The 3,209-nt window shown below is 32.8% G+C and carries 10 protein-coding genes; all 10 read right to left on the minus strand.

The features are described 5' to 3' along the window. Window positions 1-136: 136 nt before the first annotated feature. The 10 genes from DWV06_RS12420 to DWV06_RS12460 all read right to left on the minus strand — a co-directional run bounded on the left by DWV06_RS12420 (window position 137) and on the right by DWV06_RS12460 (window position 3,138). Window positions 137-427 carry a site-specific DNA-methyltransferase gene (locus DWV06_RS12420; RefSeq protein ID WP_115482521.1) on the minus strand — a complete coding sequence of 97 codons (291 nt, stop codon included), beginning with the start codon at window positions 425-427 and terminating at the stop codon, window positions 137-139. Window positions 428-589: 162 nt separating this feature from the next. Next, the gene (locus DWV06_RS18400) at window positions 590-736 is read right to left on the minus strand and encodes a hypothetical protein (protein WP_155522633.1); all 147 of its coding nucleotides are present in this window, start codon (window positions 734-736) and stop codon (window positions 590-592) included. 3 nt (window positions 737-739) lie between these two features. Further along, a complete protein-coding gene (locus DWV06_RS12425) occupies window positions 740-1,054 on the minus strand; it encodes a hypothetical protein (RefSeq protein ID WP_115482522.1) in 315 nt (104 codons plus the stop codon). Next, on the minus strand, window positions 1,038-1,499 hold the full coding sequence (locus DWV06_RS12430) for a DUF551 domain-containing protein (RefSeq protein WP_115482523.1): 462 nt from the start codon (window positions 1,497-1,499) through the stop codon (window positions 1,038-1,040). Before DWV06_RS12430 ends, DWV06_RS12425 begins: the two co-directional genes overlap by 17 nt. Then, complete coding sequence (locus tag DWV06_RS12435; RefSeq protein WP_115482524.1) at window positions 1,499-1,681, minus strand: hypothetical protein; 183 nt, start codon at window positions 1,679-1,681, stop codon at window positions 1,499-1,501. Before DWV06_RS12435 ends, DWV06_RS12430 begins: the two co-directional genes overlap by 1 nt. Then, entirely contained in the window at window positions 1,678-1,992 is a 315-nt protein-coding gene (locus DWV06_RS12440) for a hypothetical protein (protein WP_115482525.1), read from the minus strand. Before DWV06_RS12440 ends, DWV06_RS12435 begins: the two co-directional genes overlap by 4 nt. Before the next feature lie 4 nt (window positions 1,993-1,996). Beyond that, entirely contained in the window at window positions 1,997-2,353 is a 357-nt protein-coding gene (locus DWV06_RS12445) for a YopX family protein (RefSeq protein WP_115482526.1), read from the minus strand. A gap of 90 nt (window positions 2,354-2,443) precedes the next feature. After that, on the minus strand, window positions 2,444-2,674 hold the full coding sequence (locus DWV06_RS12450; protein ID WP_115482527.1) for a hypothetical protein: 231 nt from the start codon (window positions 2,672-2,674) through the stop codon (window positions 2,444-2,446). Window positions 2,675-2,693: 19 nt separating this feature from the next. Further along, window positions 2,694-2,921 carry a hypothetical protein gene (locus tag DWV06_RS12455; RefSeq protein WP_115482528.1) on the minus strand — a complete coding sequence of 76 codons (228 nt, stop codon included), beginning with the start codon at window positions 2,919-2,921 and terminating at the stop codon, window positions 2,694-2,696. A gap of 13 nt (window positions 2,922-2,934) precedes the next feature. Further along, window positions 2,935-3,138, minus strand: coding sequence for a hypothetical protein (locus tag DWV06_RS12460; protein WP_115482529.1), 204 nt, complete (start codon window positions 3,136-3,138; stop codon window positions 2,935-2,937). Between the last annotated feature and the right edge of the window lie 71 nt (window positions 3,139-3,209).

Raw genomic sequence — 3,209 nt, forward strand, 5'->3', positions numbered from 1 at the left:
TTGTTTGAGTCTTTCAAAGTTGTTTTTCACAGTATCACGCTCCTTTTGTTTATTATACCACTAACCAATATTAAGTTGTCAAAGTTCTTTTTTATAGTTATATCATATAATTTATATTATGTATATATTCGCTTTACTATTTTATAAAATCTTGAATTTTCATTTGGTTGTCATTTTCATATATCAGCATCTCTTCTTTTGCTTTTTTACAAAACTCTTTTGATATTTCAAAACCATAGGAATTTCTATTTACTTCCATACATGCCCTTAGTGTTGTTCCACTACCAGCACATGGATCAATGACAACATCTCCTTCATCAGTAAATATTTCTATTAGTTGCTTTAATACATTTACTGGTTTCTGCGTTGGGTGAATCTTTGGAATGTCCTTAGAATCTCTTTTCCACTCAATCCAGTTAAAAATCATTTTACCAGTACCCCTGATTGGCTTACCATCTTCGCCTATTTGCCTACCATTATTAAATTTTGGAAGTTGTCATTGTATAATTCTGTTTTTATATTCATTCTTTTCGAAAGGAGCAGATATATCTTTACCCTGCAGGAGCTCCGACCTCCTTTCTTTGATTTATTAATTTTGCTTCTCTTTTTTTTCTTTAACTCCTTTGCATAACTCATATCTATAGCAATAACGACAATCTTGATTAAGTGGTGCGAATTCATCGTTTCTGTTTTCATTTAAATAGTCGCAATTTTCAAATATTATATTTCTATCCACTTCTTATTCCTCCTCTACTGGTTGGTTTAAATATGCTAAAATATCAAAAATGTAATCATCAACTGATTCAGGCATACTTGTGCAATGTGCGTATGGATAATTAACTGTATAGCCGACAAACTCAGCCAAATTCTCATTGCTCTTTCGTATAACATCGCCTCTGGTTTTTATCCCGACATCTTTGTTGGTAGCATAAATATTCATTATTACTCTAATATCATTAAACGAAACATATGTGCTACCATTCACAGACACCGTTCTAGCGGTTTGGAAAATTTCTTTCTCAATCTTCTTTAATATCTCATTCGTTCGTTTCACCCTCTTTATATGGTTCTGGCAATTCTCGCCATGCCATGACATAATCATCAATCAAATGTATGCAATATTCGTCTGCATAAGTTGATAGTTCCCACCAGCCTTCTGGTATTTTGAAATCATTCTTTTCTTCATCTAGTTCATGCACATTTTTTTCATATTCCCAACAACAAAAACTATCCTCATTCCAAACATTTCCATCTTCGTAAAATCCTCTTACAGTAAAATGATATGTACCAAAATCTGTAATTCGTTTTACAGACAACTCAACTTCTTGTTCTGCTTCTGGTAACCTCTCGCTTACTGGAATCCATCTATTTTTTTGTTTTTCCTCCAACGCTTGGATTGCTTTAATATGCGCCACTACTAAGCTTTCATTTATTTTTCCATTCAGCACCATTGGGACTTCTTCTTGATTTAATAAATCGATTGCTTCTTGATTTGTCATTACTTTATCTCCCTTTCCTTCTTTTCCTCTAGTGCTTGTATTGCTATTTCCAATGCATCTTTACGCTCTTCAAGTCTTGCATTATCACTTTTAGGCTCAAAATTCTTATTGTACGAAATCATGTCGCATATTGTTTCTTTATTCGTTTTTAGCACATGTATAGCTTTTTCAATCTCATTCATGCGTTTTCGCTCCAATCTAATCTTTGTCCGCATGTTGCACAGTATTGGCAACATTCCTCATATAATTTTTTTCGTTCTATGTAACCAACAGCACAATTACAATTGGGACATCTATGCTTATATCCTGCTTTTTCCTGATGTTCCTTTGCCTTTTTTACTCTAATTGGTTTCTGCTTACTCTCCTTTTCCTTCTTTTCCTCCAACGCTACCAACGTGATTCTAAGCTCCTCCACAATCCTTTCGTCCTGAACATCTATAGCCATCTGCAAACCTCTTTTTATCCGTTCTATTGCTCTTTCTAATACTTCCATTCAATCACTCCTTTGTTAACTCTGGATTCTCGTAAATATTGCCAATTACCTCGATACAGTTTCCCCAATACTGTAAATCTGTATAACTTGAACTTCTTATTTGCTTTCCTTGTAATCCTGTATCGTTCCAAACCACTTGATATTTGATATTTTTGTCGCCAAGATGGAATATATCCCCCTCACGAATCTCTTTACCGTTTTTATCTTGTAAGCCTGTATATTGCATTAGTATTACTTCATTTCTTTTGACTTTGATTTTTACTCCTGCTTTATATCCCCACACATATTTTTTGTCAAACCCGTCAATGCCAAACATGATACCGCTTGCTTTGTCAAATGCTCTATATTTTATCTCTCTCATTTTCACTCACTCCTTAAATTTCTATTTTTTAGTTCACAAACATTGAAGAAGACCAAAGATAACCTTCTAAATTCACATATTCTTTTCCTCCTATATTTTCATACACTCTATCGACACTATCTCGTATTCATTAATATCAAAATCCTTTTCAATCGAATCTGGTTCAAGTCTTGTGCTATTATCTACACATGTTCCAAGTGATTCAATTTCAATACTTCCATCACAATTAAAACTAATATTTGCGAAAACCCCATTTTCGTCCGTGTCAATAACCTCGCCTGTATCTTTGTTTTTAATTTTTACATTTACAAATACATTCATTCAATCACTCCTTAAATATCTATTTTACAAAGTCAATAACTTCCTCATCTTCGTTATATTCCATTTTCTTTGAGCTATCAGTGTTTAATATTGCACATGTAATTTCTGTGCCAAAGAATCCATAAGTAGTAAGCTCAATTTGGTCTAATTCTTGTATATTTCCACATGGATTAACTGTATTTCGTATAAATATTTCTAAATCATCATCTAAATCAGATATTATCTCTTTCAATCTTTTTACTTTCATTTTCACTCACTCCTTAAATTTCTATTTGCCAATCATGGTTAACTTGTTTTTGTAAATCTTCTTTCATGGATTGATAGACCTTGTTATCAAATCCATCGACATTCTTATCTATTGCACAAGGACATGCGTGGTCATCACAAACACCCCAATATCCACAGTCGTGCAATTTAACATTTTTTTCATATGCTCTTTTATTTGCTTCTTCTACAGTTATCATAAATTTTCGCTCTCCTTAAATATTAATTTATCCCTTTAGATAAAAATGCTTTGCTCTAAACTTTATCTCTC

This window comes from Anaerosacchariphilus polymeriproducens, from assembly GCF_003363435.1.
Taxonomy (GTDB): Bacteria; Bacillota; Clostridia; order Lachnospirales; family Lachnospiraceae; genus Anaerosacchariphilus; species Anaerosacchariphilus polymeriproducens.

What these genes read in the sequence shown, in the direction of transcription:
- DWV06_RS12420 (WP_115482521.1), bottom strand. Translation starts at nt 427, where the DNA reads ATGATTTTTAACTGGATTGAGTGGAAAAGAGATTCTAAGGACATTCCA.
- DWV06_RS12430 (WP_115482523.1), bottom strand. Translation starts at nt 1,499, where the DNA reads ATGACAAATCAAGAAGCAATCGATTTATTAAATCAAGAAGAAGTCCCA.
- DWV06_RS12435 (WP_115482524.1), bottom strand. Translation starts at nt 1,681, where the DNA reads ATGAATGAGATTGAAAAAGCTATACATGTGCTAAAAACGAATAAAGAA.
- DWV06_RS12440 (WP_115482525.1), bottom strand. Translation starts at nt 1,992, where the DNA reads ATGGAAGTATTAGAAAGAGCAATAGAACGGATAAAAAGAGGTTTGCAG.
- DWV06_RS12445 (WP_115482526.1), bottom strand. Translation starts at nt 2,353, where the DNA reads ATGAGAGAGATAAAATATAGAGCATTTGACAAAGCAAGCGGTATCATG.
- DWV06_RS12450 (WP_115482527.1), bottom strand. Translation starts at nt 2,674, where the DNA reads ATGAATGTATTTGTAAATGTAAAAATTAAAAACAAAGATACAGGCGAG.
- DWV06_RS12455 (WP_115482528.1), bottom strand. Translation starts at nt 2,921, where the DNA reads ATGAAAGTAAAAAGATTGAAAGAGATAATATCTGATTTAGATGATGAT.
- DWV06_RS12460 (WP_115482529.1), bottom strand. Translation starts at nt 3,138, where the DNA reads ATGATAACTGTAGAAGAAGCAAATAAAAGAGCATATGAAAAAAATGTT.